The organism is Pseudomonas sp. LAP_36 (assembly GCF_019456785.1).
GTDB classification, from domain to species: domain Bacteria; phylum Pseudomonadota; class Gammaproteobacteria; order Pseudomonadales; family Pseudomonadaceae; genus Aquipseudomonas; species Aquipseudomonas tritici.
This window is the reverse complement of record NZ_JAHZMS010000003.1, coordinates 680,858-699,090: the sequence shown is the minus strand read 5'-3', so window position 1 is coordinate 699,090 and position 18,233 is coordinate 680,858. Positions and strand designations below refer to the sequence as shown.

Annotated in this window: 18 protein-coding genes; 11 read left to right on the top strand and 7 right to left on the bottom strand. The window is 61.4% G+C overall.

Annotated features, from left to right (window positions below; all coding sequences use genetic code 11):
- Window positions 1-7: 7 nt before the first annotated feature.
- A complete protein-coding gene (locus JBO08_RS14275; protein ID WP_065875596.1) occupies window positions 8-1,576 on the top strand; it encodes a SulP family inorganic anion transporter in 1,569 nt (522 codons plus the stop codon).
- 124 nt (window positions 1,577-1,700) lie between these two features.
- Here the strand turns inward: JBO08_RS14275 and aroE are convergent, their stop codons facing one another.
- Window positions 1,701-2,525, bottom strand: coding sequence for a shikimate dehydrogenase (aroE, locus tag JBO08_RS14270; RefSeq protein WP_065891276.1), 825 nt, complete (start codon window positions 2,523-2,525; stop codon window positions 1,701-1,703).
- Window positions 2,525-3,457 carry an oxygen-dependent coproporphyrinogen oxidase gene (hemF, locus tag JBO08_RS14265; RefSeq protein WP_065875594.1) on the bottom strand — a complete coding sequence of 311 codons (933 nt, stop codon included), beginning with the start codon at window positions 3,455-3,457 and terminating at the stop codon, window positions 2,525-2,527. The genes aroE and hemF overlap by 1 nt, the downstream gene beginning before the upstream one ends.
- A gap of 159 nt (window positions 3,458-3,616) precedes the next feature.
- On the opposite strand from hemF, the gene JBO08_RS14260 reads away from it, so the two are divergent.
- Entirely contained in the window at window positions 3,617-4,594 is a 978-nt protein-coding gene (locus JBO08_RS14260) for a quinone oxidoreductase (RefSeq protein WP_065875593.1), read from the top strand.
- Between the two features lie 131 nt (window positions 4,595-4,725).
- Here JBO08_RS14260 and JBO08_RS14255 read toward each other — a convergent pair whose 3' ends face one another.
- The 3 genes from JBO08_RS14255 to JBO08_RS14245 all read right to left on the bottom strand — a co-directional run bounded on the left by JBO08_RS14255 (window position 4,726) and on the right by JBO08_RS14245 (window position 7,272).
- Window positions 4,726-5,283: an L-threonylcarbamoyladenylate synthase gene (locus JBO08_RS14255; RefSeq protein WP_012721468.1), complete on the bottom strand. Its 558-nt coding sequence runs from the start codon at window positions 5,281-5,283 to the stop codon at window positions 4,726-4,728.
- Window positions 5,284-5,337: 54 nt separating this feature from the next.
- Window positions 5,338-6,432: a DNA-processing protein DprA gene (gene dprA, locus JBO08_RS14250; protein ID WP_065880347.1), complete on the bottom strand. Its 1,095-nt coding sequence runs from the start codon at window positions 6,430-6,432 to the stop codon at window positions 5,338-5,340.
- Window positions 6,433-6,495: 63 nt separating this feature from the next.
- Window positions 6,496-7,272, bottom strand: coding sequence for a peptidoglycan-binding protein (locus JBO08_RS14245; RefSeq protein ID WP_065875591.1), 777 nt, complete (start codon window positions 7,270-7,272; stop codon window positions 6,496-6,498).
- A gap of 135 nt (window positions 7,273-7,407) precedes the next feature.
- Here JBO08_RS14245 and def point away from each other — a divergent pair, with 135 nt between their 5' ends.
- The 5 genes from def to JBO08_RS14220 all read left to right on the top strand — a co-directional run bounded on the left by def (window position 7,408) and on the right by JBO08_RS14220 (window position 12,091).
- Window positions 7,408-7,914, top strand: coding sequence for a peptide deformylase (gene def, locus JBO08_RS14240; RefSeq protein ID WP_049710796.1), 507 nt, complete (start codon window positions 7,408-7,410; stop codon window positions 7,912-7,914).
- 69 nt (window positions 7,915-7,983) lie between these two features.
- On the top strand, window positions 7,984-8,937 hold the full coding sequence (gene fmt, locus JBO08_RS14235; protein ID WP_065891278.1) for a methionyl-tRNA formyltransferase: 954 nt from the start codon (window positions 7,984-7,986) through the stop codon (window positions 8,935-8,937).
- Complete coding sequence (gene rsmB, locus JBO08_RS14230) at window positions 8,934-10,244, top strand: 16S rRNA (cytosine(967)-C(5))-methyltransferase RsmB (protein ID WP_065875589.1); 1,311 nt, start codon at window positions 8,934-8,936, stop codon at window positions 10,242-10,244. Before fmt ends, rsmB begins: the two co-directional genes overlap by 4 nt.
- A gap of 22 nt (window positions 10,245-10,266) precedes the next feature.
- Complete coding sequence (gene trkA / locus JBO08_RS14225) at window positions 10,267-11,640, top strand: Trk system potassium transporter TrkA (protein ID WP_065875588.1); 1,374 nt, start codon at window positions 10,267-10,269, stop codon at window positions 11,638-11,640.
- 139 nt (window positions 11,641-11,779) lie between these two features.
- Entirely contained in the window at window positions 11,780-12,091 is a 312-nt protein-coding gene (locus tag JBO08_RS14220; protein ID WP_065875587.1) for a M48 family metallopeptidase, read from the top strand.
- A gap of 130 nt (window positions 12,092-12,221) precedes the next feature.
- Here JBO08_RS14220 and JBO08_RS14215 read toward each other — a convergent pair whose 3' ends face one another.
- Together JBO08_RS14215 and JBO08_RS14210 are read right to left on the bottom strand one after the other, a co-directional pair.
- Entirely contained in the window at window positions 12,222-13,109 is an 888-nt protein-coding gene (locus JBO08_RS14215) for a lysophospholipid acyltransferase (protein ID WP_065875586.1), read from the bottom strand.
- A 40-nt stretch (window positions 13,110-13,149) separates the two neighbouring features.
- A complete protein-coding gene (locus tag JBO08_RS14210; protein ID WP_220074644.1) occupies window positions 13,150-13,707 on the bottom strand; it encodes a DNA-3-methyladenine glycosylase I in 558 nt (185 codons plus the stop codon).
- 81 nt (window positions 13,708-13,788) lie between these two features.
- Between JBO08_RS14210 and glyQ the strand changes: the two genes are divergently transcribed.
- From glyQ to JBO08_RS14190, 4 genes are all read left to right on the top strand, one after another.
- Window positions 13,789-14,742 (top strand): glycine--tRNA ligase subunit alpha, encoded by a 954-nt coding sequence (gene glyQ / locus JBO08_RS14205; RefSeq protein WP_003187265.1) that lies wholly within the window; start codon window positions 13,789-13,791, stop codon window positions 14,740-14,742.
- Window positions 14,739-16,793, top strand: coding sequence for a glycine--tRNA ligase subunit beta (gene glyS / locus JBO08_RS14200; RefSeq protein WP_220074645.1), 2,055 nt, complete (start codon window positions 14,739-14,741; stop codon window positions 16,791-16,793). The genes glyQ and glyS overlap by 4 nt, the downstream gene beginning before the upstream one ends.
- A gap of 2 nt (window positions 16,794-16,795) precedes the next feature.
- Window positions 16,796-17,332 carry a D-glycero-beta-D-manno-heptose 1,7-bisphosphate 7-phosphatase gene (gmhB, locus tag JBO08_RS14195; RefSeq protein WP_175403036.1) on the top strand — a complete coding sequence of 179 codons (537 nt, stop codon included), beginning with the start codon at window positions 16,796-16,798 and terminating at the stop codon, window positions 17,330-17,332.
- Between the two features lie 81 nt (window positions 17,333-17,413).
- Window positions 17,414-18,184 carry a 1-acyl-sn-glycerol-3-phosphate acyltransferase gene (locus JBO08_RS14190; protein ID WP_049710804.1) on the top strand — a complete coding sequence of 257 codons (771 nt, stop codon included), beginning with the start codon at window positions 17,414-17,416 and terminating at the stop codon, window positions 18,182-18,184.
- The last annotated feature ends 49 nt before the right edge of the window (window positions 18,185-18,233 follow it).

Genomic DNA, 18,233 nt, shown 5'->3' with positions numbered 1-18,233 from the left:
GCCTTCGATGCCCCGGCCCAACCGCCACACACTTTTCCCCTTCCTCGCCTGGCTCCCGCGCCAAACCCGCGCCAGCGTCGGACGCGATGCAATCGTCGGTCTCAGCGGCGCCGTGCTCGCGCTGCCGCAGTCGATTGCCTACGCGCTGATCGCGGGTCTCCCACCCGAGTACGGCCTGTATGCCGCGATCATCCCAGTATTGATCGCCTGCCTCTGGGGCTCATCCTGGCACCTGATCTGCGGCCCCACGGCGGCGATCTCCATTGTGCTCTACGCCAGCGTCAGTCCGTTGGCCGTGCCGGGGTCACAGGACTACATCACGCTGATCCTGCTGCTGACATTCCTTGCCGGGGTGTTTCAGTGGTTACTCGGCATGCTGCGCTTTGGCACTTTGGTGAATTTCGTCTCCCATTCGGTGGTGCTGGGTTTCACCCTGGGTGCTGCGGTCGTGATCGCACTGGGGCAGTTGCCCAACCTGCTGGGCCTGGATTTGCCGAGCCAGGCCACGGCAATCAAGAGTTTACTGGCGCTTGTGGATCACGGTGGAGAATGGGACCACGCCTCTCTCACCCTTGGCCTGGGCACTTTGTTGGTCGGCGCACTGCTCAAATACCTGGTGCCCCGCTGGCCGACGCTGTTGATCGCCCTGGCACTCGGCAGCCTGGCGGCGTGGCTGTGGCCAGCCCTGTTCGGACATGTGGCACGGGTCAGTTCGTTTATCGGCAAACTGCCACCGTTCAGCCCGTTGCCGATGGACCTGGACATGATCCTGCGCCTGCTGCCCAGCGCCGTGGCGGTGGGCATGTTGGGGCTGGTGACCAGCCTGTCGATTGCCCGCTCGCTGTCGGCGCGTTCACAGCAATTGCTTGATGCCAACCAGGAAGTCCGTGCGCAGGGTTTATCCAATATCGTTGGCGGATTTTTCTCCGGCTATCTGTCGGCCGGCTCCTTTACCCGCTCGGGCCTCAGCTATGAGGCGGGCGCCTGCTCGCCGTTGGCCGGCGTGTTTTCGGCGCTGTGGGTGGCGTTGTTCGCGTTGTTGGGTGCGGCGCTGATCGCGCACATTCCAATCCCGAGCATGGCCGCGAGCATCCTGCTGATTTGCTGGGGTTTGGTGGACCATCGCGGCATTCGCGCGTTGTTCCGCGTCAGTCGCGCTGAGTTTGTGGTGATGAGCCTGACGTGCGTGGCGACCTTGTTGCTGGAGCTGCAAACGGCGATTTACGCCGGGGTATTGGCGTCGCTGTTTTTCTATCTCAAACGCACGTCGCAACCTCGGGTTCAGCAATGGCGAGACGGGGATGAAGATGTGCTGCGGGTGGGCGGCTCGATCTTTTTTGGCGCCAGCCATTATCTGCAGGTACGCCTGCAAAGTTTGCAGGGCGAGCGGGTGGTGATTGAGGCGCAGCAGATCAACTTTATCGATTATTCGGGGGTGGAGATGCTGCACCAGGAAGCGCGGAGGTTGAAGGGGTTGGGGCGAAGTTTGACATTGCGCCGGGCCAGGCCGCAGGTGGTGGAAGAACTGAAGAAGCTCGAAGGACCGGCAAACTGCCCCCTCCATTTCGAAGACTGAACGCAGTTAAAACTGTGGGAGCTGGCTTGCCTGCGATAGCGGTGGATCAGCCATTACATCTGTATCTGCTGGACCGCCATCGCAGGCCAGCCAGCTCCCACATTAGATCTTCATGGGCGTGAAATCAGTTGGCAGCCAACTGCCGGCGCAGCTCAGCCAACACCGGCGCCGACTCCGGGCGCACACCGCGCCACAGGTAGAAAGCTTCGGCCGCTTGCTCCACCAACATGCCCAACCCATCCATTGCCACGGCTGCGCCTTGTTCAGTCGCCCAGCGGCAGAACGGGGTAGGTTCCTTGGCATACATCATGTCGTAGCAAAAGGTCTTACCCGGCTCGATCAGGCTGCCAGCAATCGGCGGTACATCGCCTGACAGGCTGGCCGACGTAGCGTTGATGATCACGTCCACCGGCTCACGCAGCCAGTCGAACCCACTGGCAGACACCGGGCCCAGATCGGCAAACAACTCGGCAAGCAACTCCGCCTTTTCCACCGTGCGGTTGGCGATGATCAGCGAAGCCGGCTGCTCGGCCAGTAACGGCTCCAGCGCGCCGCGCACCGCCCCACCGGCGCCCAGCAGCAGGATGCGTTTGCCTTGCAACGTCAACCCGGCGTTGACCTTGAGGTCGCGCACCAGGCCAGCACCGTCGGTGTTGTCGCCGAGCAAGGTGCCCTCGGCGAGTTTACTCAACGTGTTCACCGCGCCAGCGCGTTGGGCGCGCTCGGTGAGGGTGTTGGCCAGGCGGTAGGCGTCTTCCTTGAACGGCACAGTCACATTGGCGCCACGGCCTTGTAGGAAAAACTCACGGGCGCAGCCGGTGAAATCCGCAAGCGGCGCAAGCAAGGTGCTGTAGTCCAGTTGCTCGCCCGTCTGCTCGGCGAACATGCGGTGGATCAGCGGCGACTTGCTGTGGCCGATGGGGTTGCCAAATACCACATAACGATCCATCAGACCGCCGCCTTGGGCGCAGCGATGCCCAGCCAATCGCGGTCTTGCAGGAAGTAATCGGTAAGGCGCGCTTCTTCGCTGCCAGCCTCAGCCTTCCAGTCATAGCTCCAGCGCACTTGCGGCGGCAGCGACATCAGGATCGACTCAGTGCGCCCGCCCGATTGCAGGCCGAACAGGGTGCCACGGTCGTAGACCAGGTTGAATTCAACGTAGCGGCCGCGACGGAATTCCTGGAATTCGCGCTGTTGCTCGGTGTACGCGATGGCCTTGCGCCGTTGCACGATCGGCAGGTAGGCGTCGATAAAAGCGTCGCCGATGGCGCGGATGAAGGCGAAGCAGGTGTCGAAGTCCCACTCGTTCAAGTCATCGAAGAACAGGCCGCCAATGCCACGCGGTTCGTTGCGGTGCTTGATATGAAAATAACTGTCGCACCAAGCCTTATAGCGCGAATACACGTCCGCGCCGAATGGCGCACAGGCCTGCTCGGCCACGCGGTGCCAGTGGATGCAGTCTTCTTCGTTACCGTAGTAGGGCGTGAGGTCGAAGCCGCCGCCAAACCACCACACCGGCTCTTCGCCTTCTTTTTCGGCGATGAAAAAGCGCACGTTGGCATGAGAGGTCGGCACATGGGGATTATGCGGGTGGATCACCAGCGACACGCCCAGGGCCTCAAAGCCGCGACCGGCCAACTCTGGGCGATGCGCGCTCGCGGACGGTGGGAGACCGCTGCCAAATACGTGGGAAAAGTTAACGCCGCCTTTTTCAATCACCGAACCGTTTGCGATCACACGGGTGCGACCGCCGCCGCCCGCAGGCCGGGTCCAGGCGTCTTCGATAAAACGAGTGTCCGTCTCGAAGGTTTCCAGGGCGCTGCAAATGCGGTCTTGCAGGTCAAGCAGGTAGGCTTTTACGGCCTCGGTGCGGGTAGTCATGGCATCACCTTGAATCGGGCAAAGCTACGCGAAGCCATTGGGCGTCGGCGGCAAATGGGCGCACAGGATAACACCGCACCCCATTGCGTCGCAGTTGACGAAGATCAAGCTTAGGAGTTCGATAGGCGGCTACGCGAGTTCGAACCAAGGAGAAGGCAGATGGCAAAACGTATCCAGTTCAGTGCCCATGGCGGCCCCGAAGTGCTTGAGTATGTCGACTACACGCCAGCGGAGCCTGGCCCGCAGCAGGTTCGCGTGCGTAACGAGGCGATCGGCCTGAACTTCATCGACACCTATTTCCGCAGTGGTCTGTACGCGCCGCCAGCCCTGCCATCGGGCTTGGGCGCAGAAGGCGCCGGCGTGGTCGACGCGGTCGGCAGCGAAGTCACCCAATTCAAGGTCGGCGACCGTGTGGCCTACGGCAGTGGTCCGTTGGGTGCCTACAGCCAATTGCACGTGCTGCCCGCCGCCCACCTGGTGCACCTGCCGGACGAGATCAGCTTTGAACAAGCGGCCGGCGCCATGCTCAAGGGCCTGACCGTACAGTACCTGCTGCGCCAGACCTATGAAGTGAAAGCCGGTGAAACCATCCTGTTCCACGCCGCTGCCGGTGGCGTGGGCTCGCTGGCCTGCCAATGGGCCAACGCCCTGGGCGTGAAGTTGATCGGTACCGTCAGTTCGCCGGAAAAGGCCGCACTGGCCAAATCCCTCGGCGCCTGGGAAACCATCGACTACAGCAAGGAAAACGTCGCACAGCGTGTGCTGGAATTGACCGACGGCAAAAAAGTGCCGGTGGTGTACGACGGCGTCGGCAAGGACACTTGGCTGACCTCGCTGGACAGCGTGGCGCCGCGCGGGCTGGTGGTGAGCTTCGGCAACGCGTCAGGCGCGGTGGATGGGGTGAACCTGGGGATTCTGTCGGCCAAGGGCTCGCTGTATGTCACCCGGCCTACCTTGGCGACCTATGCCAATAACCCGCAGAACTTGCAGGCGATGGCTGATGACCTGTTCTCGATGATCAAGAGCGGCAAGGTGCGTATTGATATCAACCAGCGGTATGCGCTGGCGGATGCGGCGAAGGCGCAGACGGCGTTGTCGGGGCGGCGGACTACTGGGTCGACCATTCTCCTGCCATAAGGCTATGGATATCTGGAGTCTGTAAGGGCCTCATCGCGGGCAAGCCCGGCTCCCACATTTGACCGCGTTGTCATGAAGGACACCGATCAACTGTGGGAGCCGGGCTTGCCCGCGATGGCCATGACTCGGTCTCAGGAAGGCCGCACCACCTCACCCGTCACCAAATCCCGAATCAGGCTCGGGTTCTTGCGCCCACCCAACGCACCACCCAACACCAGATCCACCTGCCCACGGAAATACTGCTCCACGCGAATCCGTGTGCGCGCAGCCGGGCGCCCCTGAGGGTTGGCCGAGGTGGAAATCAACGGCCCCACCAACGAGCACAAATCCCGCACCAGCGGATGATCAGTGACCCGCACCGCCACGGTGTCGTGCACACCTGTTACCCATTCCGGCAGCAACCCCTGGTGAGGCACCAGCCAGGTGTTCGGGCCAGGCCAGGTGCTGGCCATGCGATCGATCCAATCCTGCGGGAAGTCTTCGAACAGGAAGTCGAACTGGCGGATATTGTCCGCCACCAGGATCAGGCCCTTGTCCACCGAGCGGTTCTTGATGGCGAGCAAACGGTCCACTGCTTCTTCATTCCACGGGTCGCAGCCCAAGCCCCAGACCGCTTCGGTCGGATAGGCAATCACCGCGCCTGCGCGAATTTCTCGTGCGGTTTCCAGCACACGCCACCGGTTGACCATTGTTTACTCTCCAGACTAAAGCTCTGCGCAGTTTACCGATCTTCTTTACAAAACCTAGCAGCGCGCAAGCCAGCGCCCATTTTCACAGATAACCTGACCTTCCAGCTCCAACTCGGTCAGCGTCGCCAGCACCTGGGACAACGGGCGCCCGCTGGCAATCACCAAGGCCTCACTGGTCTGGGGTGCTGCGTGCAACAGCGCCACCAGCGGATGGATGACAGGCATCGGCGCCGGGCGCGACAGCGCTTGCCAGCCACGCAAACCTTCAAGGATGTGCTCGATGGTCTCCACCAGCACAGCGCCGTCGCGGATCAACTGATGACAGCCCTTGGCGCCGGGATGATGGATGGAGCCCGGGATCGCATACACCTCACGCCCCTGCTCGGCGGCCAGCTTCGCGGTGATCAGCGAACCACTGGCCATGCTGGCTTCCACCACCAGTACGCCCAGGGACAAACCACTGATGATCCGGTTACGCCTGGGGAAGTTGCTGGCCTGGGGCGGTGCGTCCAGTGGAAACTCGGAAACCACGGCGCTGCCTTGGTCAATCATCGCCTCCGCGAGCCGTCTGTGGCGTTGTGGATAAAAATTTTCGAGCCCAGTGCCGAGTACGCCGATTGTCTGACCGCCCCCATCCAATGCCGCTTGATGGGCTGCGCCGTCGATGCCTAATGCAAGGCCACTGGTGATGACAAAACCGGCGCTCGCCAGACTGCGCGAAAACGCAGCGGCGGTGTCCATACCAGGACGAGAAGCGCGACGACTTCCGACCATCGCCAGTTGCGGTCTTTCCAGGATTGAAGGGTCACCGGCGACGAATAAAAGCGGCGGCGCATCGTCAATCTCGGCGAGCAGAGCGGGGTACTCCGGTTGGTCCCACATCAGCAAATGCTGGGTCGGGCACGCCAGCCAGGCCAATGCCGCACTGGCGCCGTCGCGGATCTCATGACTGCGCCGGGCATCGGCGCTGATGGCTGGCAACCCCAGCGAACGCCAGGCACTCGCAGGCGCGCTGATGGCCTTTGACGCCGAGCCGAACGCTTCGATCAGTAAGCGAAAACGCTTCGGACCCAGTTCCGGCAGCCTGTGCAAGCGTAGTCGGGCTTCCAGTTCTGACGGGGATACTTCGCGGTTGTTTATGGGATGCATGTGATCGTCCTTGACCGGAACAAGCTGTGGATAACTCTGTTGGTAACTTATTTAGCAGGCTATTTATTGTGTTTGATGGGCAGTCTTGAAACGGTCCATTACCGCCAGCGGCCGTGAAGCACTGAGCACCAGGCCGTAACTGAGCTTTTCGTAGGTGCGAAACACCAGCAGGGTGCCGGCGCGTTCATCAGGGAGTTGCGTCGGCGCGCCAGTGAGGCTGTCGCGGACGGTGGCGCCGGTCTTGATCACGCTGAGCAGTTGGCCTTCGACCAGACCATCGCGTCGGCCTTTGTTGAGGGTCACCGCGTCGAGCACGCCGATGTGCGTAACACCCTTGGGGATATCGATGATGTGTCCTTCAACAAAGGGCACGGTGGGCGCGGTCGCAAGCGTTGTCGGATCGATAGGCGGTTGTGCACGCAGCAAGCGGTCTCCGGGGCGCACCTCCTGCGTGACGCGCTGTACGGTCAGGGTAGTAAGGTCGCCCGCCACGACAAATCGCGCAGTACCAATGTCGTCAGCGTTAACGCCCAACAGCTCTTTAGTCACCGGGTCGGTGTAAACCTTGCCTCGTCGGAATATTCCGTAATTCGGCTGGGAAGGCTCCAAGTCGCCCCTGGCATATACCCGCTCGCCATTGGCACCCAGCACTCGGCCAGCATGGGCGGCAACGATGTACGGCGCGTTGTCCAGGTCTCGAGGCGAATCAAGAATGCGGTTATGCAGTAAAAAGCGCTGGATAGCCTGTTGCGTCGGCTGATCCAGCCGCTGCACAGGCGGCGGCACCAGGGCCATGGCGAACGGGGCCCACAACAGCAAGACGAGTAGCGATTTCCTCATGGGGTGAATCTCCTTTATTATGTGCGTTCGCGTGAAATGCCAGAGCCTTCGCGGCTTTTGGGTGTTTCACACCGGCGGTCTGGGTCCATCCCAACGCCGATTTGCCTCTACCTCACATGTGCAGCAATTACGCTTATGGCTATTTTGAACATCCTCGAATTCCCCGACTCGCGCCTGCGCACTGTCGCCAAGCCGGTGGCCGTAGTGGACGACAAGGTTCGTCAGTTGGTCGATGACATGTTTGAAACAATGTATGAAGCCCCGGGCATCGGCCTCGCCGCGACCCAGGTCAACGTGCATTTGCGTGTCGTGGTCATGGACCTGTCGGAAGACCGCAGCGAGCCGCGGGTGTACATCAACCCCGAGTTCGAACCGCTGACCGAAGAGATGGGCGAATACCAGGAAGGCTGCCTGTCGGTGCCGGAGTTCTATGAGAACGTCGAGCGACCGCTGCGCGTGAAGATCAAGGCCCTGGACCGCGACGGCAAGCCGTTCGAGCTGATCGCCGAAGGCCTGCTGGCGGTGTGCATCCAGCACGAGTGCGACCACCTCAACGGCAAGCTGTTTGTCGATTACCTGTCGACGCTCAAGCGCGACCGGATCAAGAAGAAGCTGGAAAAAAAGCATCGCCAGCAAGCTTGATGCCCTCCTTCCAAAGGCTTGCTGCGGCAAGCCTTTTTCTTTTGTGACTGCTTTTAACCGAGACCACCCATGACCGAGCCACTGCGCATTGTTTTTGCCGGCACTCCTGAATTCGCGGCCGAACACCTGAAGGCACTGCTTGCCAGCCCTTATGACATCGTCGCGGTGTACACCCAGCCGGATCGCCCGGCCGGTCGTGGGCAAAAACTGATGCCGAGCCCGGTCAAGCAACTGGCGCTGGAACACAACATTTCCGTGCTGCAGCCGCCAACCCTGCGTAACACCGAGGCTCAGGCCGAGCTGGCGGCCCTGAAGCCGGACCTGCTGGTGGTGGTGGCCTACGGCTTGATCCTGCCGCAAGTGGTGCTGGATATTCCGCGCCTGGGTTGCATCAACAGCCATGCGTCGCTGCTGCCGCGCTGGCGCGGCGCGGCGCCGATCCAGCGCGCGGTGGAGGCGGGTGACAGCGAAAGCGGCGTAACCGTAATGCGCATGGAGGCGGGTCTGGACACCGGCCCGATGCTGCTGAAAGTCACCACCCCGATCACCGCCCAAGACACCGGCGGCAGCCTGCACGATCGCCTTGCCGAGCTGGGCCCGCCCGCCGTAATCCAGGCCATCGCCGGCCTGGCTGCCGGCACCCTGGAAGGCGACGTGCAGGACGACAGCCTGGCCACCTACGCCCACAAGCTGAACAAAGACGAAGCGCGCATCGACTGGAGGCGCCCGGCCGTGGAGCTGGAACGCCTGGTACGCGCCTTCAACCCGTGGCCGATCTGCCACAGCACCCTCAACGGCGAAGCCTTGAAAGTACTGGCCGCGACCCTGGCCGAGGGCACAGGCGCGCCGGGTGAAATCATCGGCGCCAGCAAGGACGGCCTGTTGGTCGCTTGTGGCGAACAGGCGCTGTGCCTGACCCGTCTGCAATTGCCCGGTGGCAAAGCGCTTAATTTCAGCGATTTGTTCAACAGCCGTCGTGAGAAGTTTGCCCTGGGCACTGTTCTCGGGGTGGTCGCCCAATGAACCCGCGTCTGGCCGCCGCCAAGGCCCTTGCCGCCGTGCTCAACGGCAAGGCATCGCTGAACAGTTCGCTGCCCACGCAGATGGATAAGGTTGAAGACCGTGATCGCGGCTTCACCCAGGACCTGGCCTTTGGCACTGCTCGTTGGCAGCCACGCTTGTCGGCACTGGCCGCCAAGTTGCTGCAAAAGCCGTTCAAAGCTGCGGATGCCGACGTCGAGGCGCTGCTGCTGGTGGGCCTCTATCAGTTGCTCTACACCCGCGTACCCGCTCACGCCGCCATCGGCGAGACGGTCGGTTGCGCCGACAAGCTGAAAAAGCCCTGGGCCAAGGCCTTGCTCAACGCCGTGCTGCGCCGCGCCCAGCGCGAGAGTGAAGCGCTGCTGGCCGAACTGGAACATGACCCGGTGGTGCGCACCGCCCATCCGCGCTGGCTGCAAAAATCGTTGAAGGCGTTCTGGCCTGAGCAATGGGAAGCCATTTGCGCAGCCAACAATGCGCACCCGCCGATGATCCTGCGGGTCAATCGCCGTCATCACAGCCGCGACGCCTACCTGCAATTGCTCACCGACGCTGGCATCAACGCTACGCCGTGCGTGTACAGCGTCGACGGCATCGTGCTCGAAGCGGCCGCCGATGTGCGCAGCCTGCCGGGCTTTGCAGAAGGCTGGATCAGCGTGCAGGATGAAGCCGCACAATTGGCTGCCGACCTGCTCGACTTGGCGCCCGGCCAACGCGTGCTCGACGCCTGCTGCGCACCTGGCGGTAAGACCTGTCACATTCTGGAAGTCGAAACAGACCTCGCCGGTGTCGTCGCTGTCGACCTCGAAGCCAAGCGCCTGGTGCGCGTGCGGGAAAACCTTGCACGCCTGGGCCTCAGCGCCGAGCTGATCGCCGCCGATGGCCGTGACACCGCCACCTGGTGGGACGGCAAACCGTTCCAGCGCATTCTGCTCGATGCACCGTGCTCCGCCACCGGTGTGATCCGCCGCCACCCAGACATCAAGCTCACCCGCCAACCCGACGACATTGCCGCCCTGGCCGTGCTGCAAGGCGAGCTGCTCGACGCGCTGTGGCCGACCCTGGAAGTCGGCGGCATCCTGCTCTACGCCACGTGCTCCACCTTGCCGACTGAAAATACCGAGGTGATCGAAGCCTTCCTCGCCCGCACCAGTGGTGCTCGGGAGCTGGATCTCGCCACAACCGCCGGCATCAAGCAGCCCCACGGTCGCCAACTGCTGGCGCAAGAAGGCGGACACGATGGCTTCTACTACGCCAAACTGATCAAGATTGCCGCCGCGCGCGGCTGAATGGTTTTAAGGGAGTGACCGGATGAAAATCATCATCCTTGGAGCAGGGCAGGTCGGCGGCACGCTGGCTGAACATTTGGCCAGCGAAGCCAACGACATCACCGTGGTCGACACCGACGCCGAGCGCCTGCGCAACCTCGGCGACCGCCTCGACATCCGCACCGTACAAGGCCGCGCGTCGTTCCCGACGGTGCTGCGCCAGGCCGGTGCCGATGACGCGGATATGCTGGTGGCTGTGACCAACAGCGACGAAACCAACATGGTCGCCTGCCAGGTCGCTCACACCCTGTTCCACACCCCGACCAAAATTGCCCGTGTGCGCGAAGCGGCCTACCTGACCCGCGCCGGTTTGTTCGACAACGACGCGATTCCAGTGGACGTATTGATCAGCCCGGAACAGGTGGTCACCCACTACATCAAGCGCTTGATCGAAATTCCGGGCGCCTTGCAGGTAATCGACTTTGCTGGCGGCAAGGCGCAACTGGTCGCGGTGAAGGCCTATTACGGCGGCCCACTGGTCGGCCAGCAACTGCGCCAGTTGCGTGAGCACATGCCCAACGTGGAAACCCGCGTCGCGGCGATTTTCCGGCGGGATCGGCCGATCCTGCCGCAGGGCGATACGGTGATCGAAGCCGACGACGAAGTCTTCTTCATCGCCGCCAAGGCGAATATTCGTGCCGTCATGAGCGAAATGCGCCGACTCGATGAGACCTACAAGCGCATCGTCATCGCGGGCGGCGGGCAGATCGGCGAGCGATTGGCCGAGGCCATCGAAAGCCGCTATCAGGTGAAGATTATCGAGATGAGCCCGGCACGCTGCCGGCATTTGTCCGACACCCTCGACAGCACCGTCGTACTCCAAGGCAGCGCCTCGGACCGCGACCTGCTGATGGAGGAGAACATTGCCGACGCGGATATCTTCCTGGCCCTGACCAACGATGACGAAGCCAACATCATGTCCTCCTTGCTGGCCAAGCGGCTGGGCGCGAAGAAGGTGATGACCATCATCAACAACCCGGCCTATGTCGACCTGATCCAGGGCGGCGATATCGACATCGCCATCAGCCCGCAGCTGGCCACCATCGGCACCTTGCTCGCCCACGTGCGCCGGGGCGACATCGTCAGCGTGCACTCCCTGCGCCGTGGCGCGGCGGAAGCCATCGAGGCCATTGCCCACGGTGACTCGAAGTCGAGCAAGGTGATCGGCAAGGCCATCCGCGATATCGGCTTGCCGCCGGGGACGACCATCGGCGCGATTATTCGTGACGAAGAGGTGATCATTGCCCACGACGATACGGTGATCGAAACCGGGGATCATGTGATCCTGTTCCTGGTGGATAAGAAACATATCCGCGATGTGGAGAAACTGTTCCACGTGGGGTTGAGCTTCTTCTAAATCGGGTATTCCACTGTGGCGAGGGAGCTTGCTCCCGTTGGACTGCGTAGCGGTCCCGTAGATTTTGCGAGCGCTTCGCACTCGAGCGGGAGCAAGCTCCCTCGCCACAACAGCCTTCTTTCGCTCAAGGTGACAGTAAATGCTCGAATCCCTGGAAAAAATGCTCGCCAAGGGCGTGGATAACTCACTGCTTCGCTTTGGTTTGGGCAAGGGTTATCTGGACTTGAAGGAAAACGCCAAGGCAGCGGAGCATTTGCACAAATGCGTCGAGTTCGATCCTAAGTATTCGGCGGCTTGGAAGCTGTTGGGCAAGGCACATATGGGATTGGAGGATCGCGCAGCGGCACGGCTGGCGTGGGAGAAGGGCATCGAAGCGGCCCAGGCCCATGGTGATAAACAGGCCGAAAAAGAGATGACGGTGTTCTTGAAGAAACTCGATCGCCAAACTTGAGCCGATCTTCTGTGGGAGCTGGCTTGCCTGCGATGCAGGCAACTCGGTCTCTCAGTTACACCGAGGTGATGCCATCGCAGGCAAGCCAGCTCCCACATCAGATCTTCATGGGTCTTGAGTCAGAGGTGGCTCAGTACCACCGCGCCTCACCCGGCGGGCGTTTCTTGAAGCGCTTCATGCTCCACATGTACTGGCTCGGGTAAGCGCCGACATACCGCTCCACCACCTTGCTCATCGCCGCGCAGGACGTGGCGGTGTCGGTGCTGTACATATCTTCCGGCGCCGCTTCCAGGATCACTTTGTAACCCGAACCGTCCGGCAGCCGCAGCGCATGCAGGAACACGCCGACCGCTTTGTGGCCCGCCAACATATTTGGCACAAACTTGCTGGTCAGCGCCTGGGTGGCGAAGAACGGTACGAAGATCCCCGCAGATTCCGCCGGCTCCGGGTCCGCCGGAATACCCACCTGGCCGCCCTTACGCACTTCCTTGATCACACTGAGGATACCTTCCTTGGTCGACGCCGCCACCCGGTTACCCAGTTGCACCCGCTGCTTGCGCAGCAACTCATCCACTGCCTTGAGCTTGGGCGGCCGGTAAAAAATGATGGGTTTGCACTGGTTGCAATAGAAATGGTTCAGCACTTCCCAGTTGCCCAGGTGGCTGGTGATGCCGACCACGCCTTTGCCCGAAGCCAAGGCTTCGTGCAGCACGTCCAGGCCTTCGACTTCGCGCACCAGGTCGATGGAGCGCTGGGCTGGCCAGATCCAGGCGCAGGCGCTTTCGGTGAGGGACTTGCCGATGTCCATCAGGCTGCGGCCGACTAACGCTTCGCGCTCGGCGGGGTCCATGTCGGGGAAGCATTTGGAAAGATTGATCCGCACCGTCTCGCGGGAACGGTTGGGGGTTTTCCACATGATCCAGCCAATCGCCGTGCCGACGGCCTGGACTGCGCGCCAAGGCAGCAGGGCAAACAACCGGAGAGCGCCTACCAGCAAGGCGCCTTTAAACTTTTCCACAGGTCACTCCTGTTCGTGTGTGGTGCGCAAAGCGGGCATTCTAACCGGCGTTGGCCAATTCCGCGTAACGGTCGCAGTCCTGAGTGTGGTCCATGACCATCCCCGAAGCCTGCATGAACGCGTAGCAAATGGTTGGCCCGACAAAGGTGAAGCCGGCTTTTTTCAGGGCTTTGCTCATGGCTTCGGCCTCGGGCGTGATCGCCGGGACTTCACTGCGGTCCTTGAAATGATTGACCTTGGGTTTGCCGCCGACAAACGACCAGAGCAACCCCGCTGGGTCGTCCAATTCCAGCCAGGCCGCAGCGTTGCGTCGAGTGGCGTTGAGCTTGAGTCGATTGCGCACGATGCCAGGATCCTGCATCAGGGCTTCGATCTCGCCATCGCTCAACTGCGCCAACCGTTGCGCATCAAACCCGAACAAGACCTTTCGATAATGCTCGCGTTTGCGTAAAACGGTGATCCAGGACAGGCCCGCCTGGAACCCTTCGAGCAAAAGCAACTCGAACAAACCCTGCGCATCGCGCAGCGGCGTTCCCCACTCCTGATCGTGATAAGCCATGTACAGCGGATCTTCAGAACACCAAAAGCAGCGTGGCATAAGGCTCCAGGGGATGGTGGCGCGGCCGAATCGGGTATACTCCCGCTCTTTAAATCGCAGCCCAAGTAACAGGTGAATTTCGTGAGCCAGCCTACGCCAGCCGTGCGTACCTTCCAAGACTTGATCCTCGCCCTCCAGCAATACTGGGCCGAGCAAGGTTGTGTGGTACTTCAGCCCTACGATATGGAAGTAGGCGCCGGCACTTTCCACACCGCTACCTTCCTGCGGGCCATCGGCCCGGAAACCTGGAACGCCGCTTATGTGCAGCCCAGTCGTCGCCCGACTGACGGCCGCTACGGCGAAAACCCGAACCGTCTGCAGCACTACTACCAGTTCCAGGTGGTATTGAAGCCGAACCCGGACAACTTCCAGGAACTGTACCTGGGCTCGCTCAAACACGTCGGCCTGGACCCACTGGTGCACGACATCCGTTTCGTCGAAGACAACTGGGAATCGCCAACCTTGGGCGCCTGGGGCCTGGGCTGGGAAGTCTGGCTCAATGGCATGGAAGTGACGCAGTTCACTTACTTCCAGCAAGCGGGCGGCATCGAATGCTACCCGGTGACCGGCGAAATCACCTACGGCCTCGAGCGCCTGGCCATGTACCTGCAGGGCGTGGACTCGGTCTACGACCTGGTGTGGGCTGACGGTCCGTTCGGCAAGGTCACCTACGGCGATGTGTTCCACCAGAACGAAGTGGAGCAGTCCACCTACAACTTCGAACACGCCAACGTCGACAAGCTGTTCGAACTGTTCGACTTCTATGAAAGCGAAGCCAAGCGCCTGATCGAACTCGACCAGCCGCTGCCGTTGCCAAGCTATGAAATGGTGTTGAAGGCGTCCCATACCTTCAACCTGCTGGATGCGCGCCGTGCTATCTCGGTGACCGCGCGTCAGCAATACATCTTGCGTGTACGCACGCTGGCGCGTTCCGTCGCCCAAGCCTACCTGCTGGCTCGCGCCAAGCTGGGCTTCCCGATGGCAACCCCGGACCTGCGTGATGAAGTGTTGGCTAAGCTGGAGGCTGCACAATGAGTGCTCAAGATTTCCTGGTTGAACTGGGCACCGAAGAGCTGCCACCCAAGGCTCTCAACACACTGGCCGACGCGTTCCTGGCCGGTATCGAAAAAGGCGTGCAAAGCGCTGGCTTGAAGTTCGAAGCGAAGAAGGTCTACGCCGCGCCACGTCGCCTGGCCGTACTGCTGACCGCACTGGAAACCCAGCAGCCGGACCGCAGCATCAACATCGACGGCCCGCCACGCCAGGCTGCGTTCGACGCCGAAGGCAACCCGACTCAAGCCGCCCTTGGCTTCGCCAAGAAGTGTGGCGTCGAGCTGAGCGAGATCGACCAGAGCGGCCCGAAACTGCGGTTCAGCCAGGTCATCACTGGCAAACCGACCGCCAGCTTGTTGCCCACCATCGTTGAAGACTCGCTGAACGACTTGCCGATCCCGAAGCGCATGCGCTGGGGCGCACGCAAAGAAGAGTTCGTACGTCCGACCCAGTGGCTGGTAATGCTGCTCGGTGACCAGGTCATCGACTGCACGATCCTCGCCCAAACAGCAGGTCGTGACTCCCGTGGTCATCGCTTCCACCACCCGCAAGCTGTGCGCATCACTTCGCCGGCCAACTACGCCGCCGACCTGCGTGCCGCCTACGTGCTGGCCGACGCCAATGAGCGTCGCGAGTTGATCAGCAAGCGCACCGAGGAGCTGGCCCGCCTGCAGGAAGGCACCGCTATCGTGCCGCCAGGCCTGCTCGACGAAGTGACCGCATTGGTCGAATGGCCGGTGCCGCTGGTGTGCTCGTTCGAAGAACGTTTCCTCGATGTGCCGCAAGAAGCGCTGATCACCACCATGCAGGACAACCAGAAGTATTTCTGCCTGCTGGACGTTGACGGTAAGTTGCTGCCGCGTTTTATCACCGTGGCCAACATCGAGAGCAAGGACCCGCAGCAGATCATCGCCGGTAACGAGAAAGTCGTTCGCCCGCGCCTGACCGACGCCGAGTTCTTTTTCAAGCAAGACAAAAAACAGAAGCTCGAAGACTTCAACCTGCGCCTGCAAAACGTGGTGTTCCAGGAAAAACTCGGCAGCGTCTACGACAAGGCCGTGCGGGTTTCCAAGCTGGCCGCTTATATTGCGCCACGCATTGGCGGCGATGCTGCCTGGGCGGCGCGTGCGGGCATGCTGTCCAAGTGCGACCTGGCCACCGAGATGGTCGGCGAGTTCCCGGAGATGCAAGGTGTTGCCGGCTACTACTATGCGCTCAACGACGGCGAGCCGGATGACGTTGCCTTGGCGCTGAACGAGCAGTACATGCCGCGCGGTGCTGGCGCTGAGTTGCCAAGCACCCTGACCGGTGCAGCCGTGGCCATCGCTGACAAGCTCGACACGCTCGTTGGCATCTTTGGTATCGGCATGCTGCCCACCGGCAGTAAAGACCCGTACGCCTTGCGCCGTGCGGCCCTGGGCGTGTTGCGCATCCTGATCGACAAGAAGCTGGACCTCGACCTGACCCAGGCCGTGGTGTTCGCGGTCGGCCAGTTCGGTGCCAAGGTCAAGCAAGCCGGCCTCGCCGAGCAAGTGCTGGAATTCGTGTTCGACCGCCTGCGCGCGCGCTACGAAGATGAAGGCGTGGATGTGTCGGTGTACCTGTCGGTGCGTGCCCTGCAACCGGGTTCGGCGTTGGACTTCGACCAGCGCGTACAAGCCGTGCAGGCCTTCCGCAAACTGCCGGAAGCCGACGCATTGGCTGCCGTGAACAAGCGTGTGTCGAACCTGCTGAGCAAGGCCGAAGGCCTGGGCAACGCTGACGTCGACCCTGGCCTGTTCGCCGATGCCAAGGAGTTCTCGCTGAACTCAGCCATCGCCAAGGCTGAAAACGCAGTGAAACCGCTGATCGCTGAGCGTAATTACGCCGAAGCACTGGCGCGCCTGGCGACCTTGCGTGAGCCGGTGGATGCGTTTTTCGAAGCCGTGATGATCAATGCCGAAGATGCAGGCGTGCGGAAAAACCGCTACGCCATGCTCGCGCGTCTGCGTGGCTTGTTCGTCAACATCGCTGACATTTCGACGCTGAGCTGACCATGGTGAAACTGCTGATTCTCGATCGGGACGGGGTGATCAATTACGACTCCGACGCTTACATCAAGTCGGTGGCGGAATGGGTTCCACTGCCCGGCTCGATCGAGGCCATCGCGCAGTTGAGCAAAGCCGGCTGGACGGTGGCCATCGCCACCAACCAGTCCGGCATCGCCCGTGGCTACTACGACATCGCAACCCTGGACGCCATGCACACGCGCCTGCGCACCTTGGTGGCCGAGCAGGGTGGCGAGGTGGGGTTGGTGGTGTATTGCCCCCACGGGCCGGATGAGGGCTGCGATTGCCGCAAACCCAAACCCGGCATGTTGAAAACCATTGCAGAACATTACAAGGTGCCCTTGGCTGGGATATGGTTCGTCGGGGACAGCCTCGGTGACCTGGAGGCGGCCAAAGCCGTCGACTCTCAGCCAGTTTTGGTTAAGACCGGAAAAGGCGAAAAGACCCAGGCGAAAAACCTGCCGGTAGGCACTTTGATTTTTGACGATCTGGCGGCCGTGGCCGCAGAACTTATCAACAACTAGCTGCCCTCGACTTCCTGACCAAGGATGTTCGGGAGAGCGCTTTTAACAGGCGGGCGTTGTCCCGCAACGGTAAATGCCGCCATGTCGATTTTGCAGGCCATCAGAACCTTTTTCTTTTACCTGCTGCTGGGCACCAGTTCGTTTCTCTGGTGCACCCTGAGCTTTTTTATTGCACCGTTCCTGCCATTCAAAGCGCGTTATCGCTTTATCAATGTCTATTGGTGCCGTTGCGCGTTGTGGTTGACCAAGGTGTTCCTGGGCATTCGCTTCGAGATCAAAGGCGCGGAAAATGTCCCGGACCAGCCCTGCGTGATTCTGTCGAACCACCAGAGCACCTGGGAGACGTTCTTTCTTTCGGCGTACTTCTCGCCGTTGAGCCAGGTGCTCAAGCGTGAGCTGCTGTACGTGCCGTTCTTCGGCTGGGCCATGGCCATGTTGCGTCCGATCGCTATTGACCGTGACAACCCCAAGGCAGCGCTCAAGCATGTGGCCAAGAAGGGCGACGAGCTGCTCAAGGATGGCGTTTGGGTACTGATCTTCCCCGAAGGTACACGTGTGCCCTTCGGCACCGTAGGCAAGTTCTCGCGCGGAGGTACGGCTTTGGCGGTCAACGCCAACCTGCCAGTGCTGCCGATTGCGCATAATGCCGGCAAATTTTGGCCTAAGACTGGCTGGGCCAAACGCGCGGGGACTATCACGGTGGTCATTGGCGAACCGATGTACGCCGAAGGTGAAGGTCCACGGGCAATTGCCGCGTTGAATGACCGTGCCCAGGCATGGAATCAAGCGCAGCAACGGGCGATGGGTTCGCTGCCGCCGGAGCCGATTGTGGTCGACACACCCGTGATCTGAGTATCTGTGGATAAGCTGTGCACGGATTGTTGGCGAATTGCCCTTTTTG

What these genes read in the sequence shown, in the direction of transcription:
- JBO08_RS14275 (WP_065875596.1), top strand. Translation starts at nt 8, where the DNA reads ATGCCCCGGCCCAACCGCCACACACTTTTCCCCTTCCTCGCCTGGCTC.
- aroE (WP_065891276.1), bottom strand. Translation starts at nt 2,525, where the DNA reads ATGGATCGTTATGTGGTATTTGGCAACCCCATCGGCCACAGCAAGTCG.
- hemF (WP_065875594.1), bottom strand. Translation starts at nt 3,457, where the DNA reads ATGACTACCCGCACCGAGGCCGTAAAAGCCTACCTGCTTGACCTGCAA.
- JBO08_RS14260 (WP_065875593.1), top strand. Translation starts at nt 3,617, where the DNA reads ATGGCAAAACGTATCCAGTTCAGTGCCCATGGCGGCCCCGAAGTGCTT.
- JBO08_RS14255 (WP_012721468.1), bottom strand. Translation starts at nt 5,283, where the DNA reads ATGGTCAACCGGTGGCGTGTGCTGGAAACCGCACGAGAAATTCGCGCA.
- dprA (WP_065880347.1), bottom strand. Translation starts at nt 6,432, where the DNA reads ATGCATCCCATAAACAACCGCGAAGTATCCCCGTCAGAACTGGAAGCC.
- JBO08_RS14245 (WP_065875591.1), bottom strand. Translation starts at nt 7,272, where the DNA reads ATGAGGAAATCGCTACTCGTCTTGCTGTTGTGGGCCCCGTTCGCCATG.
- def (WP_049710796.1), top strand. Translation starts at nt 7,408, where the DNA reads ATGGCTATTTTGAACATCCTCGAATTCCCCGACTCGCGCCTGCGCACT.
- fmt (WP_065891278.1), top strand. Translation starts at nt 7,984, where the DNA reads ATGACCGAGCCACTGCGCATTGTTTTTGCCGGCACTCCTGAATTCGCG.
- rsmB (WP_065875589.1), top strand. Translation starts at nt 8,934, where the DNA reads ATGAACCCGCGTCTGGCCGCCGCCAAGGCCCTTGCCGCCGTGCTCAAC.
- trkA (WP_065875588.1), top strand. Translation starts at nt 10,267, where the DNA reads ATGAAAATCATCATCCTTGGAGCAGGGCAGGTCGGCGGCACGCTGGCT.
- JBO08_RS14220 (WP_065875587.1), top strand. Translation starts at nt 11,780, where the DNA reads ATGCTCGAATCCCTGGAAAAAATGCTCGCCAAGGGCGTGGATAACTCA.
- JBO08_RS14210 (WP_220074644.1), bottom strand. Translation starts at nt 13,707, where the DNA reads ATGCCACGCTGCTTTTGGTGTTCTGAAGATCCGCTGTACATGGCTTAT.
- glyS (WP_220074645.1), top strand. Translation starts at nt 14,739, where the DNA reads ATGAGTGCTCAAGATTTCCTGGTTGAACTGGGCACCGAAGAGCTGCCA.
- gmhB (WP_175403036.1), top strand. Translation starts at nt 16,796, where the DNA reads ATGGTGAAACTGCTGATTCTCGATCGGGACGGGGTGATCAATTACGAC.
- JBO08_RS14190 (WP_049710804.1), top strand. Translation starts at nt 17,414, where the DNA reads ATGTCGATTTTGCAGGCCATCAGAACCTTTTTCTTTTACCTGCTGCTG.